19 protein-coding genes, 1 pseudogene and 2 riboswitches are annotated in these 23,384 nt (G+C 55.5%); of the genes and pseudogenes, 4 read left to right on the top strand and 16 right to left on the bottom strand.

The annotated features are described in order from the left end of the window. Positions 1-255, top strand: a pseudogene (locus M3G15_RS00880) (transposase); the annotation flags it as partial. A 524-nt stretch (positions 256-779) separates the two neighbouring features. Here the strand turns inward: M3G15_RS00880 and M3G15_RS00875 are convergent. From M3G15_RS00875 to M3G15_RS00865, 3 genes are read right to left on the bottom strand one after another with little or no spacing between them, the layout of a single operon-like run. After that, positions 780-1,166 (bottom strand): alpha/beta hydrolase, encoded by a 387-nt coding sequence (locus M3G15_RS00875; protein WP_260069802.1) that lies wholly within the window; start codon positions 1,164-1,166, stop codon positions 780-782. Positions 1,167-1,179: 13 nt separating this feature from the next. Next, positions 1,180-1,419, bottom strand: coding sequence for a hypothetical protein (locus M3G15_RS00870; RefSeq protein ID WP_260069801.1), 240 nt, complete (start codon positions 1,417-1,419; stop codon positions 1,180-1,182). Between the two features lie 43 nt (positions 1,420-1,462). Next, positions 1,463-2,488 (bottom strand): AraC family transcriptional regulator, encoded by a 1,026-nt coding sequence (locus M3G15_RS00865; RefSeq protein ID WP_260069800.1) that lies wholly within the window; start codon positions 2,486-2,488, stop codon positions 1,463-1,465. Between the two features lie 156 nt (positions 2,489-2,644). Between M3G15_RS00865 and M3G15_RS00860 the strand changes: the two genes are divergently transcribed. Beyond that, positions 2,645-4,780, top strand: a complete 2,136-nt coding sequence (locus tag M3G15_RS00860) for a glycoside hydrolase family 52 protein (protein ID WP_260069799.1) — start codon at positions 2,645-2,647, stop codon at positions 4,778-4,780. A gap of 162 nt (positions 4,781-4,942) precedes the next feature. On the opposite strand, the gene M3G15_RS00855 is transcribed toward M3G15_RS00860, so the two are convergent. The 9 genes from M3G15_RS00855 to M3G15_RS00820 all read right to left on the bottom strand — a co-directional run bounded on the left by M3G15_RS00855 (position 4,943) and on the right by M3G15_RS00820 (position 12,231). Beyond that, a complete protein-coding gene (locus M3G15_RS00855; protein WP_260069798.1) occupies positions 4,943-5,191 on the bottom strand; it encodes a diguanylate cyclase in 249 nt (82 codons plus the stop codon). 139 nt (positions 5,192-5,330) lie between these two features. Further along, on the bottom strand, positions 5,331-6,347 hold the full coding sequence (locus tag M3G15_RS00850) for a DMT family transporter (protein ID WP_260069797.1): 1,017 nt from the start codon (positions 6,345-6,347) through the stop codon (positions 5,331-5,333). A 134-nt stretch (positions 6,348-6,481) separates the two neighbouring features. Next, positions 6,482-6,638, bottom strand: a riboswitch (FMN riboswitch). Between the two features lie 106 nt (positions 6,639-6,744). Then, positions 6,745-8,031, bottom strand: coding sequence for a glycoside hydrolase family 18 protein (locus tag M3G15_RS00845; protein WP_260069796.1), 1,287 nt, complete (start codon positions 8,029-8,031; stop codon positions 6,745-6,747). A 110-nt stretch (positions 8,032-8,141) separates the two neighbouring features. Then, positions 8,142-9,011, bottom strand: a complete 870-nt coding sequence (locus M3G15_RS00840) for a MetQ/NlpA family ABC transporter substrate-binding protein (protein WP_260069795.1) — start codon at positions 9,009-9,011, stop codon at positions 8,142-8,144. Positions 9,012-9,028: 17 nt separating this feature from the next. After that, a complete protein-coding gene (locus M3G15_RS00835; protein ID WP_036646124.1) occupies positions 9,029-9,697 on the bottom strand; it encodes a methionine ABC transporter permease in 669 nt (222 codons plus the stop codon). Between the two features lie 17 nt (positions 9,698-9,714). After that, positions 9,715-10,479, bottom strand: a complete 765-nt coding sequence (locus M3G15_RS00830) for a methionine ABC transporter ATP-binding protein (RefSeq protein ID WP_260069808.1) — start codon at positions 10,477-10,479, stop codon at positions 9,715-9,717. Between the two features lie 178 nt (positions 10,480-10,657). Beyond that, complete coding sequence (locus M3G15_RS21580) at positions 10,658-10,972, bottom strand: DNA polymerase beta superfamily protein (protein ID WP_397376573.1); 315 nt, start codon at positions 10,970-10,972, stop codon at positions 10,658-10,660. Positions 10,973-11,041: 69 nt separating this feature from the next. Continuing rightward, the gene (locus tag M3G15_RS00825; protein ID WP_260069807.1) at positions 11,042-11,803 is read right to left on the bottom strand and encodes an SDR family NAD(P)-dependent oxidoreductase; all 762 of its coding nucleotides are present in this window, start codon (positions 11,801-11,803) and stop codon (positions 11,042-11,044) included. 89 nt (positions 11,804-11,892) lie between these two features. Then, positions 11,893-12,231 (bottom strand): ArsR/SmtB family transcription factor, encoded by a 339-nt coding sequence (locus tag M3G15_RS00820; RefSeq protein WP_009226217.1) that lies wholly within the window; start codon positions 12,229-12,231, stop codon positions 11,893-11,895. Between the two features lie 132 nt (positions 12,232-12,363). On the opposite strand from M3G15_RS00820, the gene M3G15_RS00815 reads away from it, so the two are divergent. After that, on the top strand, positions 12,364-12,561 hold the full coding sequence (locus tag M3G15_RS00815) for an MFS transporter (RefSeq protein ID WP_232282344.1): 198 nt from the start codon (positions 12,364-12,366) through the stop codon (positions 12,559-12,561). Positions 12,562-12,716: 155 nt separating this feature from the next. Here M3G15_RS00815 and sdaAA read toward each other — a convergent pair whose 3' ends face one another. Further along, the gene (gene sdaAA / locus M3G15_RS00810) at positions 12,717-13,598 is read right to left on the bottom strand and encodes an L-serine ammonia-lyase, iron-sulfur-dependent, subunit alpha (protein WP_009226215.1); all 882 of its coding nucleotides are present in this window, start codon (positions 13,596-13,598) and stop codon (positions 12,717-12,719) included. Between the two features lie 17 nt (positions 13,599-13,615). Then, a complete protein-coding gene (gene sdaAB / locus M3G15_RS00805) occupies positions 13,616-14,287 on the bottom strand; it encodes an L-serine ammonia-lyase, iron-sulfur-dependent subunit beta (RefSeq protein ID WP_009226214.1) in 672 nt (223 codons plus the stop codon). 163 nt (positions 14,288-14,450) lie between these two features. Continuing rightward, a riboswitch (glycine riboswitch) is annotated at positions 14,451-14,577 on the bottom strand. 496 nt (positions 14,578-15,073) lie between these two features. On the opposite strand from sdaAB, the gene M3G15_RS00800 reads away from it, so the two are divergent. Further along, positions 15,074-20,506: a S8 family serine peptidase gene (locus M3G15_RS00800; RefSeq protein ID WP_260069794.1), complete on the top strand. Its 5,433-nt coding sequence runs from the start codon at positions 15,074-15,076 to the stop codon at positions 20,504-20,506. Positions 20,507-20,642: 136 nt separating this feature from the next. Here the strand turns inward: M3G15_RS00800 and M3G15_RS00795 are convergent, their stop codons facing one another. Further along, on the bottom strand, positions 20,643-20,852 hold the full coding sequence (locus M3G15_RS00795; RefSeq protein ID WP_157273497.1) for a hypothetical protein: 210 nt from the start codon (positions 20,850-20,852) through the stop codon (positions 20,643-20,645). 419 nt (positions 20,853-21,271) lie between these two features. Beyond that, a complete protein-coding gene (locus M3G15_RS00790) occupies positions 21,272-23,380 on the bottom strand; it encodes an alpha-galactosidase (RefSeq protein WP_260069793.1) in 2,109 nt (702 codons plus the stop codon). Positions 23,381-23,384 lie beyond the last annotated feature (4 nt).

Here is a 23,384-nt window from a genome sequence, read left to right as displayed (position 1 = left end):
TATCGGATGTATCTGCCCCTACGGAGAGTTGTGAGAGAAGCGAGGGACTCTATCAGACGCACGTATGTTGCCTTGGGGATAACGCATTTGCAGGCGTATTTGAATGAGTACACCGTCCGCCGTTACCTGCGCATGACCTTTTCCGAGGAAGAAATGCGCCAGGACCTGCTGCAAATGTGCCTGTCCATTCCAGCGATCCCTTACCGCCAGTTAATCGCACGTGGTCAGAAGCCCTTCCTTGCAGCAGCGGCGTAAACCTGCTAATCGAGGTACTAAGAGGTTATTAATAGCAATGATAGAGGTGCTGATTGGAATGCCAAACAACACGAAATAGGAGCCTCCTACCTTGACTTTCGAGCACAGCTGATCGACCCATTTACAGCTATACCGAATTCAGCTATACCGAATTTTTTTCGCAATCTATCTCTACTCAGTGAGTTGTCGCTCATATGTTCCTTCATATGTTCCTATCCATCGGTTTTCTCACAGCATCTTTTTACTACTGTACTTGACTTGACTACTTCCTTCTCATTCTCCACCAGCTGATTCAACGGGATAATCGTCAAAAAAAGGGCCGCAGAGAGATTCTGTTCCCCCTATCGCATATATCCGTACTTATCGGTTTTCTTGCAGCATCTTACTTCGACTTTGCATATCATATTTCTTTTTCTTTCTTCATTGCCTGATGCAACGGGATAATCGTTGAAAAGAGCGCGGCTAGACTATGTTCCCCTCCCCTAACGAAAACCGTCCGATACACATCGGACGGCTATAGGCAGCTACTGTATTCGGTTCGCAGCCGAAGAAAGGACAAACTGCACAATCGGCGTGACGTCGGGCAAGCTGTGCGGGTGATGGCCGCCGCCTGGCTTGAGGATGGTCGTCACCGTGCCGCCATGTGCCCGGTAGGTGCGCTCAAGCACCGCCCCGTTCTCCTCAAACGGCACGTCGAGATCGGCGTCGCCGGAGACGAGCAGCACCGGCTTCGGGGCGAGCCCGTATTTCGCGGTCAGCCAGGCGCGAAATGCTTCCATCTGCCCGGCGGCGTACGGGCAGCCGTAGAGGTGGCTCAGCCGGCAGTAGGCTAGGTGCCAGCCTTGCTCGAGCAGGTCCAGGTCGGCGTCCGCGAAGGCGCCGAAGTATAGGTCGGTGCGCGCGAACCCCATCCATTCGCGCGCCTCAGCGCTCTCCGCGCCGCCCTACATCACGGCGGCGCGCTCGATCGCCGGCAGCAGTGCCTTGGCCAGCTGCAGCGCCTCCGCCAGCGGCGGCCAGCCGGTGTTCCGGCAGATGCTTCAGGAAAAAAGCCTCCAAGTTCCGGATATACGTACCGTTCTCCGTAATGCTGTCGCCAAAAAAGACAATCCGCTTGCTTCGCGGTAACGCCAATAAGTCAGCGCTTTCATTTTCAATGGTCAAAACAGCTAGCCCCTTTCAATTTAAAATGGATATGAATTCAAAGTTAAATATGAAATCGTGCTCTAAACTTGCCCGGCGATTCCCCAGTCCAACGTTTGAACTGACGGCTGAAATGGGCAATATCCTTGTAGCCAAGTCGTATCGAGACGGCTTCGACCGATAGCTCCGGCTCCATCAGCAACAGCTTGGCCTTCTTTAGCTTCAGCGCCGATAAATACTGGCGCGGCGACATCCCGTACACGCTGCGGAAGATCCGATTGCAGGAGGACGCGCTGTACCCAAGTCCAGCGGTAACCGCCGCAACGGTCTCACGCGACCGGTCCCCGTCCAGAACGTCGACGGATCGACGACCGTGGGAGCCGTTACCACGGGAGACGCTACTGCCGGAACTCCTTCCGCCGGTGATGCTGCCATGGGAGCCATCCCCGCCGGCGCCATTGCTGCCGGAGCTTGCGTTCCCCAACGTTGACGCGCTCCAGGCCGTCTCCGGCTCCTCGACGCTGCGCTCCAGCGCGGCGGCGATCTCCGCCGCGATCCGGTTCATCCGGCTGCTCGGCGCGCCGGACTCCTGCTCTGCCAGCCCTTCGCTCAGGCCGGCAAACAGCTCGAACACCGCAGCCATCGCCCGCATCTTGTCCGCCAGCTTCGCACCTGACCCGTCCGAGGTAAGCGCGATCAGCTTGTCCAAGCTCGGCCGAATGACTTGGGCCAGCGGCCCGTCTGCGGTGTGAAGCGGTGTCTCGCCTCGGCACAACAGCTCGCGAAGCACGGGCTCGTCGACGTTAAAATGCAAGCAATAATACGTCATTGGCTCCGTCCCCAGCGCCCGGCTTTCATGCACGTCTTCAGGGCGAAGCAGCAGGAAATCGCCGGGCTGCTGCACATAACGTTTGCCGCCGACGATCATCTCCTGGCTGCCTGCCAGCAGCAAGTTCACCTCAAACAGCGGGTGGCTGTGGCGCGGATACGACCACTCCGGCGTTACCGTACGCAAATGCGCGGCAAAGAGCTTAAACGTCGAATCCATATTTGGCAGCATATACTCGGTAACCTGATGCTCTCTAGCCACCCTTATCCCTCCGCTTTTCTATGATCGCTTTCCCCCGCCTCGCCACCGTGAACGTTTTGGATAAATCGATTGGCGGTTTGGACATGGGCGTTCCTCCAAAGCCTTGTTATAATCAAACTAGCATAACCGCTGTGAATTGAACAGGAGGTAATTAACTTGGGTAAAAATATATTTTTTAACGCGCATCACTCCCCGATGGGAGCGTTCGCCAGCTTTACGCTAGGTTATCCCGGCCAAAGCGGCGGCTTCGACCTTGAGCTGGGCAGCCCGCCAAAACAGAACATCTACATTGGACTGCAGGATGATGGGCAAGAGCGTTACCGGGCTTTACCGTTCTTCGGCGAAGGTCTGGACGAGCGGGATCGTTATACGACCGAGGAGAGCGGTTCAGGCTCCAGCCAGCAGCATTCCGTTCAGCAAAAAGAAAGCGATCTCATCACCCCGTACAACCGGAGCGAAATCGACCGCCGGTTTGGTGCGGCGATTGACGAATGGCAAGCCGGCGATTTGACGTTCCGCCTGATCTCTCCGTTTGAAGGCGTGCCTGACCCCGAGACGGCAACGGAAGAGCAGCTGCGTTTCGCGCTGATGCCGGCCGTGCTTGCAGAGATCACGGTGGACAACACCCGGGGAACGTCGACGCGCAAAGCCTTCTTTGGTCTGCAAAACAACGACCCTGTCAGCGCCATCCGCCGCTTGGAGGACGTGACGGGCGGACGTATTTGCGGCATTGGCCAAGGCCGCCATACCGCTATTGCGGCGAGCGATCCGCGGATTACCAGCGCCGGATTTTTTAAGATGGAATCGATTCTTAAGCCAAAGGTTCCGGAAAACCTCCGGTTTGGCCTTGGGCCGGTGGGCGCGCTGCTTATGGATACCCCGGCCGGCGAGAAAGCCACCTACCGCTTTGCGCTTTGCTTCTACCGTGCCGGTTACGTCACGACCGGGATGGATGCGTCCTACTACTATACGCGGTATTTCGCGAACATCGAAGAAGTGGCTGAATATGCGTTAGCACAATTCGACCGCAAGCTGGAGGTCGCCCGCCAAGCGGACGCGCTCGTTAACGACGCCAAGTTAAGCGAGGACCAGAAGTTTATGCTCGCGCATGCCATCCGCAGCTATTACGGTTCCACTGAGATGCTGGAGCATGACGGCAAACCGCTCTGGATCGTCAATGAAGGCGAATACCGGATGATGAATACGTTTGATTTGCTGGTTGACCAGTTGTTTTACGAGCTAAAAATGAATCCATGGACGGTCAAAAACGAACTCGACCTTTACACCAGCCGCTACAGCTATCGGGATACGGTGCGGTTTCCCGGGAATCCGACCGAATATCCTGGCGGCATCAGCTTCACGCATGACATGGGCGTGGCTAACTCGTTCTCCCGTCCCGGCTATTCGTCTTATGAGCTGCATGCGATCGATGACTGCTTCTCTCACATGACTCATGAGCAGCTCGTCAACTGGGTGCTAAGCGCCACCGTTTACGTGCATCAAACGAACGACCGCGAATGGTTGGACCGCAACCTGCCGATCCTAGAGCAATGTCTGGAAAGCATGGTGAACCGCGACCATCCTGACCCGTCCCAGCGTACCGGCATCATGGGCCTCGACAGCTCCCGAACGATGGGCGGAGCGGAGATTACCACCTATGACAGCCTGGATGTCTCGCTGGGGCAAGCGCGGAACAACATCTATTTGGCCGGCAAGAGCTGGGCGGCGTACGTCGCAATGGAGAAGCTGCTTCGCGACAACGGCCGCGAAACGGCGGCTGCGCTGGCCGGACGACAAGCCGAGCTGTGCGCAGGCACGATTACCTCGCACCTGTTGCCAGGCGGTTACATTCCGGCCGTCATTCAAGAGAACAATGACTCCAAGATCATTCCTGCGATCGAGGGGCTCATCTTCCCGCTTTACACCGGCTGCGAGGAAGCGCTGGATCCAAACGGTCGGTTCGGCGCATATATCGCAGCGCTCTCCACGCATCTGAACACGGTGCTGCAGCCGGGGATCTGCCTGTTCGAGGACGGTGGCTGGAAGCTGTCCTCGACGAGCAACAACTCCTGGCTCAGCAAAATTTATCTCTGCCAGTTCATCGCCCGCCGGATCCTCGGCCTCCCTTGGGACGAACGAGGGCAAGCTGCCGATGCGGCGCATGTGGCCTGGTTGACTTCCGAGAAGAACGCCTACTGGAGCTGGAGCGACCAGATGATGGCCGGCGTGATCTGCGGCAGCCGGTATTATCCGCGCGGTGTAACAGCGATTTTGTGGCTGGACGAGAAATAAACCCGCCTGCAACATAAGAAAAACGTCTATCGACGTACATTCAAAGTAGACAGACCGCGTTTAGCGGAAGTTTTTCTTGCGATATCAGGATGCCGGTGCCCCGAAGTTTATACTTTCTGAAATCTTCAAAAGCCGGGCCCTAATGGGCCCGGCCTTTCGCTGTTATGCGCCAAACAAATCCCCCTCCCGCAGTCGAGGATGGACCTTCCCGGCGAATTCCCGCAGCAGCTCGTTTCCGATATGATGGCCAAAGGAGTCGTTAATCGTCTTACAGTGGTCGACATCGATCAAAATAAACGAGGCGGGAATCCCCTCCTTCCAGCATTGCCGCAATGTCTCCCGCGTATGGTGCATGAAGGCCCGCCGATTCTTTGGAAATCCAACATGAAACTTCCCACCGTCTCCCGACAAATGATCTTCATCCTTTTTTGATACTTTTTATTATCACATAACAAATTTCACCAAAGAGGGGTGTGGAGAATGAAAAAAAAGCGAGGATTTCCATCCTGTGGGACAGGAGGAAATCCCGCTTATTCATCGACTTGCTGGATTATTGGTTGGTATCTCCCTGACGGGAGATCAGGAATAACGTGCCCCAAATCAGCACGAATCCACATGCCTGGGCTACTGTAATCAACTGCTGGAACGCAATCCAGTTGATCAGAACGCCAACCATTGGGAAGCTCAGCTCCGCCAGGGTGGCGACCGACGCTTTGGTTGTTGTCAGCCCTTTATAATAGACGAGCAGGCTTAGCAGCCCCGGCAACAACGCTTGTCCAAGCATATTGAGGGAAAATGCGGCGATTTGCGAGGTGCCGGTCGGCAGGCTCCAGGCGGCCCCTTCATTCCAAGTGATAGCCAGCAGCAGCGGCAGTGCCAAAATAAACCGCAACGATGTCACCGTCTCATATTTCATCGTCCCTACCATCAACCGGCCCATCACCGTGGATCCGCCCCACAATGCGGCAGCGCCTAGCGACAACAGGCTGCCGATCTGCACAAAATCGCTCCAATGCCCAATCGGCATCGTAAACCCGAAGGTCAGCAAATACGTTCCAAGCAACGCGATAAGCAGATATCCGAAAAAGTGGCGCGGCAGCTTCTCTTTAAGCAGCAATCCGGCCAGCAGGATGGCAAACAGCGGCTGCATTTTTTGCAGCAGCAGGACTGCATTCAGGTCACCGCTTGACAAGGCCAACGTAAACAGAATCGTGGCGATGGCCGAACCGCCCCACGAAATAAATAGCAGCGCGCCCCCTTGACGCCAACCAAGCCCTTTAAGCTCGGTGCGGTTTTTCCATAAGACCGGTATGGCAAAAAGCGCGATAATCAGATGCTCAATCAATACGATTTGCGCCGAGGTCAGCGACTTCAGCAGGATCACCCGAAACAACGGGTCTACGCCCCACAATGCTGCACCCAACACGACAAGCCAGAAACCGCTGCGCGATTTGCGTGCTTGAGCCGTTCTGGGCGAGTGCTGAATCTGACCGGATGCGCCCGTAAGTGCCCCTGCATTCAATCCAGCAGAAATTTGGACACCACTGCTTACTTTGACTTTCTCCATGGTGTCTGTCCCCTTCTTGAATAGAGGGTCTACGTAGAAAACCCCCGCATCGACCTTTCTAAAGGCTTTGCGGGGGCTGACCAAATAAGCTTGGCAGGCGACCATGGCAGGTCCCTGATTCAAACTTCAGCTTCATTGATCTCCTCCCATCCGGACTTTACCGTCGGCCTTGGATTCTCACCAAGTCAGTCGCTTCGGGCCGTGAAGGCCATCTGCGAGTCGCGGGCTGCGGTTCCCTCTTGCCGAAACCTCACCGCCGGTCGGGAATTTCACCCTACCCCGAAGATCTCTATTCATTTAATTTTGGATTACTTAAGTTGTTTCTATCATAACGCAGGCTGTCAAGCGACTCTGTTGCAAAAATCACAAAGCCTGATCATGTCCCAACAATTCATCTTTATCCCCGCTTGACCACCTCGAAATTGTCTTCGAGCAGCAGCCAATTTTGCGGAAAACTTAAACCCAGCTTCCAATAACTCATCCCGCGCAGCCCCAGCTCCTTGATCAGGTTAAACTTGGCTTGGATCGAGCGGGCGTCCTCGAACCAGACTTCATGTTCCCTTCCTTCCGCATCCCAATAATGGAAGAACGGTGCCTGATCCCGCTCGCTGTATTGAATGGCGACTCCATGCCGCGCGGCAATTTGGATCGCCTGCTGCGGACTAATCGCCCGTGCGGTGCTTCCCGGCACAAATGGCAACGTCCAGTCGTACCCATATAAGTTTTGCCCCATCATGATTTTGGAGCCTGGCATTTCCGTCAGCGCATATTCAAGAACCCGGCGGACTGGACCAATAGGCGACACCGCCTGGGCCGGTCCACCGCTGTAGCCCCATTCATAGGTCATGATCACGACAAAATCGGCAATTTCACCGTGGGCCCGGTAATCATGTCCTTCATACCATTTGCCTTGCTGACCGGCACTGGTCTTGGGCGCCAAAGCCGTCGACATCAGCCAGCCCTGCTCCGCGAACCGCGCTTTGGCTTTACGCAAAAAAGCGTTGTATGCCTCCCGGTCTTCGGGCCGCAGAAACTCAAAATCAAAATGAATGTCGCGAAATCCGTATTTGTTTGCTGTCGTGACGATGTTGTCCAAAAAACGATCTTGAATCGGGATATCGTTGAGTAAGATCCGGCCAAGCTCGTCGCTGAACTGATCATTCTCCTGATTCGTGATCACCATCATCAGGACAACCCGGTTCGCCCGGGCAATTTCCGGAAATTGATTTAGCGGAGGCTCTCGAAGCGAGCCGTCCCGTTGCGCTAGGAAGCTAAACGGAGCCAGGTATGTCAGGTGCTGCGCTGCTTCCCGCGCACTTTCCTCCAGCGCCGGAGAAACCGTTCCGCCGCGCGGTTCTACATAAGCGTTAAATTCAGCGCTTCTTCGCGGCCGCGGCGGAATGTACAGCCGAAACCCGATCGAAAGGGGGCGCTCTACGCTAATGGCGTTAACGCGGGCTAACTCTTGATAACTTAATCCAAATCGCTGGGCGATCGACCATAAGCTGTCCCCAGGCCGAACCCAATAATAGCTGCCGACGATCGGGATGACCAAGGTTTGTCCAACCACGAGCTGTTCCGGATTCGGCAATTCATTGGCTTCAACGATATCCTCATAAGGTACGCCATAGGCTTGTGCGATACTATACGTCGTTTGGCCTGGCTGGACGATATGAACCTGCATCGACTCCCCTCCTCCATATGGATCATTCTAACATCATCCTATGAAGAGGGAAGTTTGACCTATTCCGATCAGCAAGGCGCCGTGTCGAGATTTCGTGTCAGGACACTGAATTAGAACGCCGGAATCGCAATCTCGTCGTAATTGTCCTCGAGAAACTTCTTGACCTCCGGACTGGAAATCGCCTTTGCCAGCTTCTGAATCGGCTCGGAATCACGGTTGTCCTCACGAGCCACCAAAGTGATTGCAAATGCCGATTCGACGGTTTCCGTCAGCAAGGCATCCTTCTTCGGCGTAAGTCCCAGCGGGCTGGCATAAGCCGGGGTCATCAGCACCAAATCGGCATCGTCCAGCATCCGGGCCAGCATGAGCAGGTCAACTTCCTCGAATTTATAGTTATGCTTGTTCTCTACGATATCCGCAAGAGTCCCGTTAATCCCTACGCCTTCCTTCAGCTTGATCACGCCGGCTTTGTCCAGCATGTCAAGGGAGCGTCCTCCGTTAGACGCGTCGTTTGCGATCACGATCGTTGCTCCGTCCGGGAGCTCTTCCATGGATTTATAACGTTTGGAGTAAGCGCCGTATACCGCATGATACACCGGCTGAACCGGAACGAGGTTGGCGTTTTTGTTTTTATTGTACTCCTCCATCCAAGGGACGTGCTGGAAGAAGTTCGCATCCACTTCCTTGTTCGCCAGCGCATCATTTGGCTGCACATTGTCGGACAAGATCACAACTTCCAGGTTGATGCCCTCTTCCTTCAGCTGCGGTTTGATCAGCTCCAGGATGTCCGTCATCGGCGGAATCAACGAAGCTACCTTCAGTGTAGTTTCCGCGGTTCCGTTCTCTGTCGTCTCCGTATCCGCCGCTGCCGGTGCTTCCACACCTGTTCCGTTATTCGAGGTATTGCTGTTATTGCCGCAAGCGCTCAGCACCAACATCAGAACTACGAGCGACATGATCCATTTTCCTGTTTTCAGCATGGTTTCTCCCTCCATTGTTAGCGTTTATCCAACCATCGGGACAACGCATTTCCTATAAATTGAATTCCTTGTACCAAAATTACCATCAGCACAATCACCACAGCCATCAGCTCGGTTTCGAACCGCTGATAACCGTAACGGATGGCAAAATCGCCAACCCCTCCGCCGCCGACCACACCCATGACCGTCGAAAAGGAAATGAAGCTGATCGTCGAGGAAGTTAACCCCAACACCAGGCCGGGACGGGCTTCTACATACAAAAATTTCGTGATGATCTGCAGCTTGGACGCCCCCATGGACCGTGCCGATTCAATTACGCCGCGCGGCACCTCCAGCAGCGATTGCTCGACAAACCGCGCATAAATAGCGATTGCCACAACGGCCAGCGGAATCGAGGCGGCCAGCGTCCCGATCGCCGTGCCAACGATCAGGCGGGTGAGCGGAATCATAAACACCACCAACAGCAGGAACGGAAAAGAGCGAACGACGTTCACGATCCCGTTTAGCAGGCCGTACCTCAGGGAGTGCTCATATAGCTGGCCTTTACCGGTCAGATACAAGGCTGTACCTAGGGGCAAGCCAATCAGTAAGGCCGCCAGCAGCGCGATCCCAACCATCACGAAGGTCTCGCCGATCGCTTCGCCAATTTGACTGCGATACTGGACGAAACCATCCCACATCATCATGAGAAAATCCAACGCCCTTACACCTCCATCCCGCCAAGCAACTGCTCCCGATACGAAGCGTGGTAACCAGCCATTGCGGCGGTGCCCACTTCCGCATCGTTCCGCTGGAGCGTAAACGCATCGGTGATCCGGCCCTCTTCCATCACCGAAACCCCTTGGCAAATGCTGCGCACCACGTCCATTTCATGCGTGACGATCACGATCGTCATCCCTAATGTCCGGTGGATATGCAGCAGCACCTCGAGAATCTCTGCCGTGGTTTTCGGGTCCAGCGAGGAGGTCGGCTCATCGCACAGCAGGATGCTTGGCCGGCTCGCCAGCGCCCGTGCAATCGCCACCCGCTGCTTCTGCCCCCCGCTGAGGGAAGCCGGATATTGGCCGGCCTTGTCCTCCAGGCCGACGAAACGCAAACATTCCCGCACGCGTTCGGCGCGCTCCTTCTTGGGCAAGCGGGCGAGCTCCAGCGGTACCGACACGTTCCCACTGACCGTCCGGTTATTCAGCAGGTGGAACTGCTGAAAGATCATGCCGATCGAGCGCCGCACCTCGCGCCGCGCAGTTTCAGGGAGCGCAGTGAGCTCCTGGCCCAGAACCGTCACTTTCCCTTGATCCGGCAGCTCCAGAGCGTTCATCATTCGCAGCAGCGTTGATTTTCCTGCCCCACTGGGCCCGATAATGCCGTGGATGGTGCCTTCCGGGATCTGCAGGGAGACATTGCGCAACGCTTCAAATCGCCCGTTTCGCAAGCTGTACGTCTTGCTGACATGCTCCAACGTGATGATAAGCGTCCCTCCTCTCACTCCGGCAACTGTATTACTTATTTGATCATTCTGTTACATTATGCTTTCTTCCGTTGATTATAGACCATTTATGCATCTGTGTCACTAATTTTTCAAGTTTATTATAAAAGAGAAAAAAGAAAGAACCGCCAAGACTCCCTTAGCGGTTCTTACCCTAATCTCATGTTCCACACTTCCTGCAGGACAGAAATGAACACTTCATCCAACATGACAAAGCCGGGGCCGTATTTGGGCTTTGGGATTCCCAGGTCGATGCGAGTTGCTCAAATTTTTCTATCCGGTCGGACAAATAGCTGTCTACTCGCAGAAGACACGGCTCAGGCTCCGGATGGGCTCCGCTCCGCTTACGCGCCAGCAGCAGGCCGATCTCCTCCTGAAGCCCGCTGTCTAAGTCCGGCAATGCAGCTTCAACCGGCAGCTCTATGCCCAAAGGCTGCGGTGTACCGCGGCGCTCGATCCAAGCGCAAGCCAGCACAGGCCGAGTACCGATAGGTATGCCTTCGGGGTGGCTTGCTTGCCCGAGAGCTTGGTCGTCGTCATGGGCCTAGATGGCCGGCATGACATTTCCACCGGTCACCGGGAGGTACGCTCCTGTGATAAAACCAGCTAAATCAGAAGCCAGGAACGCCACCGCATTGGCAATATCTTGATCTTCTCCCCGCCGCTTCAGCGGAACTCCAGTAATATAAGCTGTATCATTCCGATCCGTCAGTTCACGGTCGCGATCGCTGATCGTCCAGCCCGGGGCGACCTGATTTACGGTTATCCCGTACTCCCCAACCTCTTTAGCCAGGACGCGGTAAACGCCGTCCATGCCTCTTTTCCCTGCCGTATACGCCGACTGGTTGGGGAAGTTCTGCATAGCGCACTCGGTATTAATTCCGATAAAGCGCCCCTTTCTTTTGTCCATCATCGCAGGAATAAATGCCTTGGCCAGGAACACACTCTGCAGAACACAGGATTCAAACTGGCTCACGTAGTCTTCCGCTGGTTGCTTCAGAACCGAAGTCCAGTTATATTGCACCACGGCATTGGCAACAACGATGTCCGGATCGCCAAGTTCCGCCGTAACCTTCGCTTGGATTGCTTGGATATCCGCTTCCTTCGTAATGTCGCCTTGTACGATCAAGGCCTCTCTTCCGGCCGCAGTGATCTCTTGAAATAATTCCCTGGCTTTGGCTTCGTTATTCACATAATGAATAACTACCTTTGCTCCGCAATCGGACAATGTCCGGGTGATCACCCGACCTAACTGGCCGGTTGCTCCGGTAATCAGCGCGATTTGTCCTGAGAGATCAATATTCAACACGGGTACGCTCCCCCTTGGCTCCGATTTATAGCTCAAGTCTCTACCTAATCGGATATTCGTATTATTTTAACGATCAGCTTATCATCTTACTTCGATTTGACGTTTAGCTCTTTATGTTCTGTTTTCTCATAAGCCTCCAAGATCGAGGTCAGCAAACCTGGGAAGCGGGACTCCAAATCCACTTCCCGCAACGAAATAAACCGCTGCGTGCCTTGGATCCGGGTCGATATGACGCCGGCTTCCCGCAGCGTCCGGATATGGTGCGACAACGTCGATTTGGCGATGGGAACCTCGAAATAATTGCAAGGCTGTTCGCCGCAGCGGCGCATTTCCGCCACAACGCTAAGCCGAATCGGGTCACTTAAAGCGTACAACACGGAAGACAATTGGATTTCATCCCGTTCGGGGTGATATAGAACCTTCATAAGGAAAACTCCTTTATATCTAAATTTCGTGATGAATTCATTCTCCCCTATTTATATCATAAGGTAAGGCATGATATATTTCAATCGTTCGATAATTTTCGAACAACACTAGGCCTCGCCGCCGTCGCCGGGTTGTTTAGCCCGAGCTTCTGGATTCTGCTCGCCGTTCGCGTCGTGCAAGCATCCGGTGCCGGAGCGGTCGTTTCGTTGTCGATGGTTACGTTATCCCGTTACGTTCCGATCCAGCGGCGCGGCAAAGCGATGGCCTTGATCATGTCGGCCGTATCGCTGGCAGCTTTGCCACCTTGTTTTTGCTGCCGCAAATTTTAGTGCATCGCTTCGGATTAACCGCCAGCCATGCCGGACTGGTCATCTTCCCGGGCTCGATCCTCGCGATGGTCGCTTCCCGCAAAGTGGGTTCGGTCATCGACCGTCAAAATCCATACCCTACCTCTGAAAAAAGAAAACCTTTGGAGCAACTCCTTCTACTTCTTCCGGCTTCGCAGCTCCTTCATGATTTTGCGGCCGGTAGGCGTTTGTGCCAGCCCGCCCTGCGCGGTTTCGCGATGGCGGCTGGGCATCGCCGAGCCCACCTCCAGCATCACGTCGATGACTTCGTCCGACGGGATCGCACTGCGCACACCGGCCAAGGCCATATCGGCGGCAGCCAGCGCATTCACCGCCCCAAAGCCGTTACGCACGATACAAGGAATTTCGACGAGACCGCCAACGGGATCACAGATCAACCCCAGCGTGTTCTTTAACGCGAGGCCAACGGCGTGCACCGCCTGCTCCGGCGTCCCACCGCGTAGCTCAACCATTGCACCGGCCGCCATCCCAATCGCCGATCCGATTTCTGCTTGGCAGCCCCCTTCTGCACCGGAAATAAACGAGTTGTTGGCGATCACGTACCCGATGGCCCCCGCGCAAAACAACCCGCGCACAAGATGCTCATCCTCCCAGCCGAAGCGCTCTTGGGCGCTGACGAACACGCCGGGGATGATGCCGCACGAGCCCGCCGTCGGCGTGGCGACGATCCGGCCCATCGAAGCGTTCACCTCGGACACGGCCAGCGCATAAGCCATGGCCTGACATGCGATGTCACCAACCGAGGTCTCACTGCGATTGCGGTAAGCCTCCACCCTTTTGGCATCGCCGCCGGTCAGCCCGCTTGTGGAGACGATATCCTCCGTCAGCCCCTTATGCACCGCCGTTTTCATGATTTGGTAGTATTCGTTCATGGCGGCCAAAATTTCTTCCTCCGATTGCCCGCTCTCTTCCACCTGGTCCTGAATCATAATGCTGGAAATCGTGCGAGATTCCCGCTCACAGAGCTGGGCCAGCTCACGTAAATTTTTAAAACGCATCGTGCTCCCTCCTCATTTTACTTCGTCAGATCAATATAGGACACTTGGCTGACATGCTCCAACGCACGGATCGCCTCCACTAATTCCGGCGGAATGGACGAATCGGCTTCCACAACAGTCAGTGCCTCAGCGGTCCGCCCTTTCCGATCGGTAATAATGTAGCCGATATTGACGTTCTCCCGGCTGAACAAGGCCGTAATCCCTGCCAGTACCCCTTGCCGGTCTGCGTGGGAGATGACCAGCGTCGGCAGCTCGCCTGAGCATTTCACCTCAAAACCGTCGATGTTGCGAATGACGATCGTCCCTCCGCCAATGGATGCCCCCATGACCTCGATATGACTTCCGTCTTGGCGGGTTAGTTTTATTTTTACCGTATTCGGATGGGCCCCAGGCAGGACTCCGGTGGCAAACACCACCTCAATCCCCTGCTTTTCAGCGTCCTGCATCGACTGGCGGATTCGCTCGTCGTCCGTACGGTAATCCAGAATGCCGCCAACGATGGCCAGATCGGTACCGTGCCCGCTGTACGTTTCGGCAAAGGAGCCGTAGAAACAAATCTCCGCCTTGACCGGCGCGGTTCCGAGCAGCTGACGGGCAAATCGTCCAATCCGTACAGCCCCGGCCGTATGTGAGCTGGAAGGCCCAATCATCGCCGGACCGATAATAGAAAATACGCTTTTAAATCGCATCGCTACATCTTCCCCTCATTTTTTCTATGACGAAAAAGAGACAGAGCAAAAAGGCTGCTGCCTTTCGCTCTGTCCCCGTTACCTGAAAGTTTAATGTTCCCGGTTCAACTTAACATCCGGGTCCATGTACCTCTTGGGTGGCTGTTCGCTCTCTCCAGAGTGGCGTCCGATCATGGTCCTTGTACCTGAGAGATTCGGCTGCCGGCTGCAGGACCGGCCCTTGCTCCTTCGGTGCCGCTAAGCTGGCGTCCCTTTTCGGATCAGCCCGCGGACTCTCCCATCATCCTCATTCGCCGATATGAATTTGTGCTTAATGTAAACCGAAGCCAGCAAGATGTCAAGATATCTTACATAAATTCCGGTGGTTCACGTTGAATTCTAGTTATTTTTTCCTATTTTTATAAGAAAATATGTATATTTTACTCATCCACCCACTTGTATACCTGATTTTACAGATATATACTGTCCGTAACAACCCCAGATTTTACCTTATTTTATGAATTGTTGAAAAATAAGGTGCGCTCCGTGTTAACTTATCTTCACTCTATGACCCCTGCTAAACTAAAACGATTCTCTCCACAGCATTGGCTTCAACTCACATCCACATCCACCATGACTTACTTACACCCGCTTCCACTATTTTACATGAAGGAGGTGATGTACCCAAGAGGCACTTGCTTCAATTTTTGTCAGGCGTAATGCGTCCGGACTCAGCTATTCGTTTCTCCGGGCGGCCGTCACAGGATGGATGTTGGGCTTAAAACTTAATCAAAGGGAGTGAAGAAGTTGATAAGTCTCAAGAGATTTCGCAAACCTTTCTCGCTTGGCATGTCGATCCTTCTTGCGTTAACTCTCGTTCCCGTCGCCTCCGCCAGCAGCAGCAGCGTATCGGGACAAAGCAGCCTGAGATCGACCGCGCCCCAAGTGGCCGAAGCCAAGATCGACGCTAAATTGCAGACCCAGTTTAAGCAAGACGACTTCGTCACCTACCTGGTCAAACTCAAGGAGCAGACCGATACAACTTCGGTCGCCAAGCTGGCTCTTCAGAAAGCCCAGCTGGAGAAATCCACTCCTTCCGCCGCGAAGCTGTCCGTACGGACTTCCGTTGTCAGCGCCCTGCGCGAAACGGCCTCCCGCACCCAATATGCGCTGGAGGAATACTTGCGGAAAGCCCAGCAATCCGGAGAGGTGAAAGACTACAAAAGCTACTTTATCGTAAATGCCATGGCGGTGACAAGCTCGAAAGAAGTACTGGAGCAAATCGCCCTTTTCCCCGAAGTGGAGAAAATTCTGCCGAATGAAGAACGACATCTGCAAAAGGTTGAAATCCACAAAGATGCGGCTGCAGAGCCTGCCGTGAAACCGGCCGACGAAATTTCTTCTTCGCTGGGCGGCACAAGTCAAGCTCCCTCCGACGTTACTCCAAGCAGCGTCGAGTGGAACATCGCCCAGGTCAATGCCCCCGAGGTGTGGAATATGGGCATCGACGGCACCGGCATCGTTGTAGCTAACCTCGATACCGGGGTAGATTACAACCACCCGGCTCTACGGAGCAAATGGCGGGCCCTTGATGCTTCGGGCAATATCGTGAATCCCGAACTCAGCTGGTATGATCCGCACAGCCATGCTTCGCTGCCTACCGATAGCCACGGCCACGGCACGCACACCATGGGAACGATGGTTGGTTCGGAGCCGGACGGCTCGAACCAGATCGGCGTCGCGCCTGGGGCGAAATGGATCGCAGTCCGTATCTTTAACCCCTCCACCACGGATGCCATCATTCTGGACGGCGGCCAATGGTTGCTCGCCCCGGTGGATGCCGAAGGGAATCTGCATCCGGAGCTGGCTCCGGACGTGGTGAACAATTCCTGGGGAGGAGGCCCCGGTATTGATGAATGGTTCCGCCCGATCGTACAAGCTTGGAGAAGCGCGCAAATCTTCCCTGAGTTCTCGGCGGGCAACACCGATATCTTCAACCCCGGCGGTCCCGGTTCGGTAGCTGCGCCAGCTAACTATCCTGAAGCGTTTGCCACCGGTGCTACGGACATCAACGGGAATTTGGCGGATTTCTCTTTGCGTGGACCTTCGCCTTACGGTGAAATTAAACCGGAAGTTTCCGCACCGGGGGTCAACATTCGGTCCTCCGTTCCCGGTGGTGCCTATGAAGGCGGCTGGGACGGCACCTCGATGGCAGGCCCGCATACGACAGCCATCGCTGCCTTGCTGCTGCAGGCCAACCATTCCCTCACGGTAGACCAGCTGGAGGAAATCCTGACCAGCACGGCCACACCGCGGACAGACGCCGAGTATGAGACAGTCCCTAATAACGGGTATGGATACGGCATTGTAAATGCGTTGAACGCCGTAGGCTCTGTTCTCCAAGGGATCGGCAGCGTCTCCGGTCGCGTGGTGACCGGCGGAGAAGACTTGGACGAACCGGTCCTAGAGCATACGCCGCCTACCTTAATATATGAAGGCTTTGATTTGACATTATCCGCCCGTGTCAGCGACGAGGTGGCGGTCACGTCGGTCGATTTTTATGCGAAAGAAGCTGGAACCAGCCATTATTTATATATTCCGGCCACACGGGTATCCGGAAACGAGAAGGATGGCGTATATGAAGCCATCATCCCCGCTTTCCTGATCGGAACAGCCGGCCTTGAATATTATATTCACGTGAATGATTACGGCAATAACGGATTTGACAGCGAGCACTATTCTGTGACGGTGTCAGCCGGGATCGAGCCCGGATATTTGCAAGATTTCGAGTCGGAACCCATCGGATTCCAGTCTGGCGGAGCCGGCAACACTTGGGCTTGGGGAACGCCAGTCAGCGGACCGGGCAGCGCCTACTCCGGTGAGAAGGTGTACGCCAGCAATCTGACCGGCACCTACGCCCCCAACAGCAATTCGTATCTGCTTATGCCGCCGATCAATTTGACCGATAGTCCGCAAGGGGCATTGCTCTCTTTTAAGCATTGGTATGACCTTGAGGAGGGCTACGATATCGGCACGGTGTATATCGCTTCTTTAGACACCGATTACGCGTTCGTACCGGTAGCGGAATTCACTGGCACAAGCGACGGCTGGAAAACACAATACCTGGACCTGCGCGACTATGCCGGTGAGCAAGTTTACCTGCAGTTTGGACTGACCAGCGACGGCTCCGTGCATAAGGCCGGTTGGTACCTGGACGATCTGTCCCTGCAAGTACCTGACGCCACCGCACCTGAAGCACCTGCCGATCTGACCGGCTCCGTGAACTTTGCCGGCAGTGCCGAGTTGTCCTGGTCTCCGTCCGCCGATGAGGACGTGAAATTGTACACGGTGTACCGCTCGACCACTTCGGGCTCCGGTTATGAGGTGATCGGTACAAGCGGCCAAACGGAATTTACCGACACAACAACTGAAACGGATCATACCTATTATTATGCGGTCACCGCTACGGATTACAGTGACAACGAAGGCCCTAAATCCAATGAGCTGGAGCTGACAGTTGTACGTCCGGTGACGGTATTCAGTGATAACTTTGACGGCAGCAGCGATAACGGCTGGACGCACAGCGGCACGCGGGACGAATGGGAACGCGGCACCCCGGTGGAACCCGGTCCGGCTAGCGCTGTCTCCGAGCCAAACGTATGGGGAACCGATCTCGACAGCAACTATGAGAATGGAACAAATGCTTCGCTCATCTCCCCGACGATCGATTTGAGCACCGTCGATAATGCTACCCTTGTGTTTGATCATTGGTTTGAAATTGAAACCAATTATGATAACGGTTATGTGGAAATCAGCTCCGACGGCGGAACGACATGGAACGAGCTGGGCAAATTTTCACATAGCACCAATGGCAAGGTTTGGAGCACCGCTTATTACGATCTCGAAGATTATGTCGGAGAGCAAGTTCAGGTGCGGTTCCGTTTAACGACGGACGGCAGCGTTGTGAAAGCCGGCTGGTACATCGACAACGTTCAGGTGCTTAGCGTAAATACACCGGAAGATCAGGTGACGCAAAACGTGCTTGGCGAAGCCGGAGCAAAAACGGACAAGGCCGTAAAATCCGGGCCGGCCTACAAGCTGACCCGCACAAGCAAGGCCGAATTCGAGCAGCAGGTGAAACAAGCGAAGCCAGCCGGTGACATCGGCATCAGCAGCCTGCCGGCCAGCGCAACCGTGACGGTGGTGGAAACCGGGCGCTCTGTAAAAACCGATCCAGCCACCGGACGCTACAGCTTGAATCATGTTGCTGGGGATTACACGCTGAAAGCGGAAGCCTACGGCTATTATCCGCAAACGGCCAATGTGACCATCGCCGATCAGGTAAACGCCAAGGTCAACTTCACCCTGCAGCCGATTCCGAAAGGTACGCTCACCGGAACGATTACCGATGAACGTACTGGGGAGCCGATTGAAGGCGCAACGGTAATGGTGCATGAAGATGCGATGGTTGCACCGCAAATCACCGGGGCTGATGGCAGCTTCTCATTAGAGCTTCTGGAAGGCACCTATACCTTGTCGGCAAGAGCGGCCGATTATTACGCGAATACGTTAACCGTTACGGTACCGCCGAACGGTACAGCCGACGGCTCGTTGGCGCTCAGGCCGTTTGTGGGCTTGCCGGGCGAAATCGCCTACGATGATGGCACGCCGGAAAATGCTTGGGCCTTCAACGCGGCAAACAACGCCTGGGCGGTACGCATGACGCCGGAAGCCGGCGCGGTGCAAGTCACCGGCGCATCGATCCGATTCTGGAATACCGAATGGCCTGTTCCGGGCGGAACCGAGTTCCAATACGCCGTTTACGACGCATCCGGCCCTGACGGAGCGCCAGGTCGGCAAGTAGCCGGTCCTTTTGACGGTACCGCATTGCGTAATGACCAATGGACCGTGCTCGAGCTGCCGGAACCGGTCACTGTCGAAGGCGACTTCTACATCGTGTACATTCAAACCTTGGCCGGAACAAACGCTCCGGGGCTTGCAGCCGACGAATCCAGCCCGAACGCCCGTCGCAGCTGGAATCGAATCAATGGGGCGTGGAGCTTGGCGGAACAAGCACAAGGCAACTTCATGATTCGTGCCATCGTGCGTTACCCGGTGGACGCGCCGGTCATTACGTCGCCGGAGGACGGCTCTTATACGAATCAATCTACCTTTACCGTGACCGGAACCTCTCCAGCCAACGACGCTCAGGTGAAGGTGTACAACGGCACCGAGCTGGCGGGTGAAACTACGGTTGAAAACGGACAATTCAGTCTGCCGATCGAGCTTCATGACGGAGCCAACGCGTTGTCCGCCGAAGTCATCGTGAACGGAAAAGCAACAGATCGTTCACTGCCAGTCACAATTACACTGGACACCACCGCTCCGGAACTCGAAATAGTTTCACCGGTGGACGGCTTCCGAACCAATTCGGAAGTGCTGAACGTGACGGGTTCTGCGCTTGATGAGTTCATCAACAAGCTGACCGTAAACGGACAAGAAGTTCCGCTGGAAGGCAGCGGCGCGTTCGCGTACCGTATGTTGATTAATGCCGGTGAGAATCTGATCACCGTAACCGCGACGGACCACGCCGGAAACGAAACCACGGTCACTCGGACGGTCTACGTGGATACCGAGCTGCCGGAGATCACTAATCTGACACCGGCAGAGGATGTTCATTTAACAGCAGGTGAAGCGGTGACGGTATCCTTTGACAGCGTTCCAGGGCTGACGGCTTCGTTCCGCATCGAACTGCCGTTATCGTTATCGGGCGGTTCGAGCAACGGAATTTCGATGACGGAAACTGAACCAGGGCACTATGAAGGAACGTACACGACACCTGCCTCGCTTGTCTTGGAAGGCGGCGTGATCGTGGTTACAGTTCGCGATGCGGCTGGAAACAGCGGCGATTTCCAAGCGCCGGGCCGTTTGTTCGTCAGCGCGCCGGGTGAAAATCCGGGCGAGGATCCCGGAAATACGCCAAACGTCCTGCCGGTAGCCGTCATTCATGCCGTGGAGCGTGCGGCCAAGAATAAGCAAATTGACTTTGACGGTTCCGCCTCCTCGGATGCCGACGGCCGCATCGTCCGCTACAGCTGGTCATTCAGCGACGGCGGCACCGAGCTCGGCCCCAAAGTCAAACACCGCTTCTCCGCTGCTGGATCGTACACCGTCACCTTGACGGTGACCGATGACGCCGGCGCGGTGAACAGCGTGGTTCACAAAATCGTGATCCGGTAAGTCTCGGACACGATCCGAAAAAAAGATCGGCCCCAAGTGGTTTATGCCGCTTGGGGCTGATTTTTTTACCTCGATCAATTTTTCCCGAAACCCTTCACTTTCCCATATGGTAGACACTAACGTCCCTCCCCGGTTTTTAGCGTAAGGTCCATTCTCGCTCGCTGTTGATTTGAATGCGTCCTTCCGAAAGACTCTTCAAAAATCGGCTTCTCACGCTTCGTGCTAACAGCTTGATTTCGGCCTCCAATCGCGCAGGCTTTAAAGATACCGAAGTACGGATGATCTCCTTTTGCTTCCGTCGGCTTGCCGGGCGAATCATTTCCGATAGATCCACCTGCCGCATCATCCATCCCTCCTTGTTCACCGATTCATCTGATAAGTTACCTCTAAAATAGCTTATCGTGCTTCAAAAAAACAACCACATCAGTTTATGAAGCCGAGAAGCTGCGGATCATCTCTTCGAACGCCGGCTTAAATTGGGGAGTATGGCAAGAAAAATTTTCCTTTCAGCGGGAATAGCGGAATTTTTTACCGTTATTGCGGCTTCATCGGCTAGATATCAGAAAATAACGACCAAAAAGGGCGTTATTCTCCGGATGCTGGTCGAAATTCCGCCATTTCGTCGCTCTCTCTGCAAAATAGCACCATAAAAGTCCCTTATTTCCTCGATTTCCAAGGTGGAGTGGAAAATAAGGGACATTTTTACCGCTAAATAGGCAACGTAAAGAACCCCCAACCTCTATCGGCTGGGGTTTCGGTCGCGCACTACGCTTCGCGAATCCGGTACAGCACGCTGTCGAAGTCGCCGCGCAGCGGGAGCTCGATGCCGATTTGCATCAGGCTGCGGCCGCTCCAGGTGCCGGGCAGCCCTTCGATCGCGTAGGCTTTGTCCGGCGCGAGGCCTTGCAGGCGCAAGCGAGGCAGGCGATCGCCCAGCCGCTGCGAATGCAGGAACGCCAGCAGCACGCTGTCCCCGCGGGCCTTATCCACGTATTGGACCGCCGTCACGCCCAGGTGGCTCAGCGCATCCAGCCGGTACTGATCGCCGAACTGCACCAGCGGACGGATCGCTTTGTATTGCCGGACGAACCCGGCGGCCTCCTCAAGCTCCGCGTCGCTCCAATGGTTCAGGTTCGCACCGATGCCCAGCGTCCCCATCATCGCACTGTGGAACCGGTACGGCAGCGACAGGACGCGGCGGTTCATCCCGGTAGGGGACTCCGTCACCCAGCAGGTCATCATCTTCGGCGCATACACATAGGAGAAGCCCTCCTGAATGCTCAGCCGGTCGAAGGCATCGGTATTATCGCTGGGCCAAGCCTGGTCGGCATAGCGGAAAATGCCGAGGTCGATGCGCGATCCCCCGCCCGCACAAGTCTCAAATTCCACGTGCGGGAAACGCCGGCGCAGCTCGGCCCAGATCTCATACAGGCTTTGCACGTGCCGAATCCAAATCTCCTTCTGGCGGTTCAGCGGATGATCCTTCATCCCCGGCTCCGTCACCGTCCGGTTCATGTCCCATTTAATGAACTTGATTTGATGCTGGCTAAGCAGATCGGTCATGAACTCCAGGATGTAGTTTTTGACCTCCGGCTTGGAGATGTTTAAGAGCAGCTGGTTGCGCAGCTCCGTCCGTCCCCGCGTCGGGAAATGGTACACCCAATCCGGATGACTCCGGTACAGGTCGCTGTCCGGGTTCACCGCCTCGGGCTCCACCCAGATTCCGAACTCCATGCCAAGCGCATGCACCCGATCGATCAGCTCGCCAAGCCCGTTCGGGAACTTCTCCCGGTTGACGACCCAGTCGCCCAACCCGGCCCGATCGTGGTTGCGCGCCCCAAACCAGCCGTCGTCAACGACGAACAGCTCAACGCCGAGCTTGGCCGCACGCTCCGCTAACGCCATTTGATCCTGGGCGTTCACATCGAAATACGTCGCTTCCCAGGAGTTGTACAGCACCTTGCGCGGCTCCCGGCTCGGCAGCACGTAATCGTGCTGATAGCGATGCAGCTTCCGGCTCATCCCGCCGAACCCGGCGGCGCTATAACCGCCGACAAACATCGGCGCGGCAAACGTCTCGCCGGGGCCAAGCAGCCACGTGCTATCGAAGTCGTGGATGCCGCCAGTGACGCGAACGTGACCAAACGCGGTTTGTTCGGCGACGATCTTCCAGTTACCGCTCCACGCCAGCGCCCCGAACCAGACGTCGCCGCGGTCCTCCGCCGCCGTCCCGTCATCGACGGCAAACCACGGATTGGCATGGCCGTCGGTGAAGCCGCGCCGCGATTCCAGGACCTTTTTGCCTTCGGATAAGAAAGTACGTCGCAGCTGGAACTCACCCGCCCACTTCCCGGTGACATGCGTAAACCGATAGTCCCGCAGCGCCGGCATCGTCCAGGCAGCCGATTGTGTCGTCTCCAGGAGCACCGGCTCGCTTCCCAAATTCACGAAGCTGGCGGACCGCTCCAGCACGTCGTGCTCGGCAATAGCCGCATAGCTCAAGCGAACCTCAAACGGATACACCTCATCTTGAAACGTCAGCGTTAGCGTATCTTTCCCATTTTGCTGATCGACCCGGCACCCGATATATTTCGGGCAAAAATCACGCACCCCATCCGGCCAAGTCACTTTCAGCGACGGCTCAACATACCCGACACCGCCCCAGAAGCTGTACTCCTCCGCTTCCCGTTCGATCTCCGCGTCGAAGGAGCTATGCCCCCGCGTCCCCAGCAGCGGCAATGCCTCTGCCGGATCGATCGGCGCTCCCCAATACAAATGCTGTAGCCGGCCCTTCTCATTCAGGCCAAACACGTAGGAGCTGCCGTTGGTTTGCAACGCAAATAATCGATTTTGTTCATCCACCCAAATTGCCATGTTC

Source organism: Paenibacillus sp. p3-SID1389 (genome assembly GCF_025151705.1).
Classification (GTDB): Bacteria; Bacillota; Bacilli; order Paenibacillales; family Paenibacillaceae; genus Fontibacillus; species Fontibacillus phoenicis.
The sequence above is the reverse complement of the archived record's forward strand: the minus strand, read 5'-3'. Positions and strand labels throughout refer to the sequence as shown.

Bases quoted from the DNA above. Each gene is read 5' to 3' on its own strand.
- M3G15_RS00845 (WP_260069796.1), bottom strand. From the start codon at position 8,031: ATGCAGGTTCATATCGTCCAGCCAGGCCAAACGACGTATAGTATCGCA.
- M3G15_RS00795 (WP_157273497.1), bottom strand. From the start codon at position 20,852: ATGATGCGGCAGGTGGATCTATCGGAAATGATTCGCCCGGCAAGCCGA.
- M3G15_RS00850 (WP_260069797.1), bottom strand. From the start codon at position 6,347: ATGGAGAAAGTCAAAGTAAGCAGTGGTGTCCAAATTTCTGCTGGATTG.
- M3G15_RS00835 (WP_036646124.1), bottom strand. From the start codon at position 9,697: ATGATGATGTGGGATGGTTTCGTCCAGTATCGCAGTCAAATTGGCGAA.
- M3G15_RS00790 (WP_260069793.1), bottom strand. From the start codon at position 23,380: ATGGCAATTTGGGTGGATGAACAAAATCGATTATTTGCGTTGCAAACC.
- sdaAA (WP_009226215.1), bottom strand. From the start codon at position 13,598: ATGCGTTTTAAAAATTTACGTGAGCTGGCCCAGCTCTGTGAGCGGGAA.
- M3G15_RS00840 (WP_260069795.1), bottom strand. From the start codon at position 9,011: ATGCTGAAAACAGGAAAATGGATCATGTCGCTCGTAGTTCTGATGTTG.
- sdaAB (WP_009226214.1), bottom strand. From the start codon at position 14,287: ATGCGATTTAAAAGCGTATTTTCTATTATCGGTCCGGCGATGATTGGG.
- M3G15_RS00820 (WP_009226217.1), bottom strand. From the start codon at position 12,231: ATGAAGGTTCTATATCACCCCGAACGGGATGAAATCCAATTGTCTTCC.
- M3G15_RS00875 (WP_260069802.1), bottom strand. From the start codon at position 1,166: ATGGGGTTCGCGCGCACCGACCTATACTTCGGCGCCTTCGCGGACGCC.